General features: G+C 70.6%; 2 protein-coding genes. Both read left to right on the forward strand.

Features of this window, described 5'->3' with window-relative positions:
* The first annotated feature begins 183 nt into the window (after positions 1 to 183).
* Complete coding sequence (locus J0670_RS34300; RefSeq protein ID WP_243437931.1) at positions 184 to 609, forward strand: hypothetical protein; 426 nt, start codon at positions 184 to 186, stop codon at positions 607 to 609.
* A complete protein-coding gene (locus tag J0670_RS34305) occupies positions 606 to 2,618 on the forward strand; it encodes a beta-N-acetylglucosaminidase domain-containing protein (RefSeq protein ID WP_307806819.1) in 2,013 nt (670 codons plus the stop codon). The genes J0670_RS34300 and J0670_RS34305 overlap by 4 nt, the downstream gene beginning before the upstream one ends.
* Positions 2,619 to 3,069 lie beyond the last annotated feature (451 nt).

The following is a 3,069-nucleotide window of genomic DNA, read 5'->3' on the forward strand; positions in this document are numbered from 1 at the left end:
ACCGCCACCCACGTCGGAGCGACCAAGGGCGGCGGCCACGCGCTCGCGGCGCTCGGCCGTGGAAGGCCGCCGTATCCGGAGGGAACCGGCCGACCGTCCTATTCCGTCACAAACTGAACAGATGCCTCCTTCCCAGGGTCAGCCCGGGGGAGGCCGCCGCAGCCCGATGCAGAAGGAGTGCCCGTGACACATCCCCTCGTGTCCCTCCCGCCGTCCGCCGCCGACCAGGCGTCATCCGGGGGGAGCGGGCAGCAGCCGTTCCCGCGGTGGAGCCGGCGCCAGGTGGTCGCCGTCCTGCTGGTGGTCTTCGGCGGTTACCTCCTGCCCGTCGTGGGCTGGCTGATCGGGGCGGTCGTGTGGCTGCTCGCCCCGGGGTGGACGAGGGGGTCGAAGATCGCAGGGATGCTCATATGGCCGCTGTGCACCCTCGGCCTGGTGGTCACCAGCGCTGCCGCGTACTGGCTGGTTCTTCCGATCGGTGACCCCGTCTCCTCCGTGATCACCTCGCTCTTCCTGCTCGTTCCCAGCAGCTGGTTCCTGGTGCTGCTGGTCGCCGCCTGGTCCCTGCTGAAGGCAGGCACCGACCGCGCGCACGGGAGCGGCCGGTGAGGCGGGTCAAGCGGGCCGCCACCGCGACGGCGGTGGCGATGGCCTTGGGTGCCGCCGCCGCATGCGCACCCCGGGACCAGGGCCCGCCGTCCGCCAGGCCCGCGACATCGGCCCCGTCGATCACTGCCGGCCCGGTCGACGGGCCCGACCTGCCCGAGGTGTCGCCCACGCCGCACGAGATCCGCCGCACCGGTGCGGACCTGCCCGTTCCCCGCCGGGTCGATGTGCTCCATGACGACGGGGCCGACGACCAGGCGGTGGAGGTGGTCACCCAGGCGCTGCGTGCGGCAGGGGCCGAGGTGCGCACCGCCCGTGTCGAGGAACAACCTTCCCGGCAAGCCGAGTTGACGCTGGTTCTGGGCCGGCGCGACGCTCCGCGCGTCAGGGAACTGCTGGCTCGCAGCGGAGCCTTCGGTCCTGGCGGCCTTCCAGCCGAGGGCTACCAGATCACCTCCGGCACGGTGGACGGCCGCAGCGGCATGGTGCTGGCCGGGCAGGACACGGCCGGCGTCTACTACGCGGCGCAGACCTTCACCCAGCTGATCCGCGGCAGGACCCTCAGCGGAGCGACGGTGGTGGACTACCCCTCCATCCCCCGGCGCGGCGTGGTCGAGGGCTTCTACGGCACTCCCTGGACGCAGGCCCAGCGGCTGGACCAACTGGCCTTCTACGGCCGGATGAAGCTCAACACGTATCTGTACGCGCCCAAGGACGACCCCTATGAGCGCGACCGGTGGCGCGAGGACTACCCCGCCGCCCAGGCCGCGCAGCTGGCCGAACTCGCCCGGGCCGCCCGCGAGAACCACGTGGACTTCACCTACGCGCTCTCTCCCGGCAAGTCGATGTGCTACAGCTCGGCCGCCGACCGCGCCGCCGTCACCGGCAAACTGCGGTCCCTGTACCAGCTGGGGATACGCGACTTCGTGATGGCCTTCGACGACATCCACCCGCTGCCGGTGTGGAGCTGCGCCGCGGACCTGGCCCGCTGGGGACCGCTGAACGAACAGGCCATGGCGGCAGCCCAGAGCGAACTCCTCAACCGCCTCCAGCACGACTTCGTGGACCAGCATCCCGACGTGCGACCGCTGCAGATGGTCCCCACCCAGTACAGCGACCTGAAGGACACTCCGTACAAGAAGACACTGCGCCGCACACTGGACGGCCGGATCGCGATGATGTGGACCGGCGCGGACGTCGTGCCCACCAGCGTCACCGTCCAGCAGGCCGACGACGCCACGGACGTGTGGGGCCGTGAGGTGACCCTGTGGGACAACTACCCCACCAACGACTACGACCACGCGGCCGGACGCCTGCTGCTCGCCCCCTACGCACGCCGCGCCCCCACCCTGGACGAACACCTCACCGGCATCGTCCTCAACCCCATGAACCAGGCCTCGGCCAGCAAGCCGGTCCTGTTCACCGGCGCCGACTACGCCTGGAACACCCGCGCCTACACCCCCGAGGCCGGCCTCCGGGCCGCTGCCCGGTACCTCGCCGCAGGCGATCCCTCCACCACCGACGCCCTGGCCCTCTTCTTCGACACCCAGCACCTCGCCCCCAGTTGGGACGGTACCCCCTGGCAGCCCCAAGCCCCCGAACTGCAGGCCCGCATCGACCGCTTCCAGGCCGACTGGAAGGCCGGCCGCCAACAGCACGCCGCACAGGAACTGGGCCGCTACGCCCGTTCCATGGCCGCCGCCCCGCAGCAGATCCGCGACCATGTGCCCGACGCGGGCCTGGCGGCCGAGGCGAAACCCTGGCTGGACGCCCTCGCCCTGTGGGGACAGGCCCTGGCCGACACCAGTGACGCCCTGCTGGCCCGCCTCGACGGTGACACGGCCCGCGCCGAGCAGCTCTTCTCCCGCTCCCGCGACCGCGCCGGACAAGCCGCCCGCCTGCACACCCTGCCGGGCGCGACCCGCCCCCAAGGGCCCGTCAAAATCGCCGACGGCGTGCTCGACACCTTCCTCGAACAAGCTCCTCACCTGCCCCGCCACACGGGCGGGTGACGGCCTCAGCGGCCTGGCCCAGCCCCCTGTGGGCGGTGGCTACCCGGTTCCGTCCGGGTCAACGGATGGGTCGGCTTCGCGGGTTCACCGTGTCGAACGGAAAATTCAATGAAGAAAGGTTCCCTGGTCAAAGACGTGCGGTGAAGGCGGAGTTGTGAAGCGTGCATGGCATTTCAGCGGCTGATCCCCGGTGGAGACGTTGTCAACGCAGGGAATGTGCTCATCACTTACTTGATTCGTGCGAATTCCTTCCGTTCATGGTTCGAATCTGACAACATCGTCCGCTATCCGGCGATCGAACGCCGGTGATCGCTGCGCCGATGTGCCTGCCAGGTGTCCAACTGCGGCCGCCATGTGCCCGGATCGGGGCGATGGGCGAGGCCGGGATACGGCCGGGGACGTGACCGGGGGAGGAACCTGATGCTCGGCTTCGTCGTGCGTCGACCGCGCG

It is taken from the genome of Streptomyces sp. FH025 (genome assembly GCF_017427025.1).
Taxonomy (GTDB): domain Bacteria; phylum Actinomycetota; class Actinomycetes; order Streptomycetales; family Streptomycetaceae; genus Kitasatospora.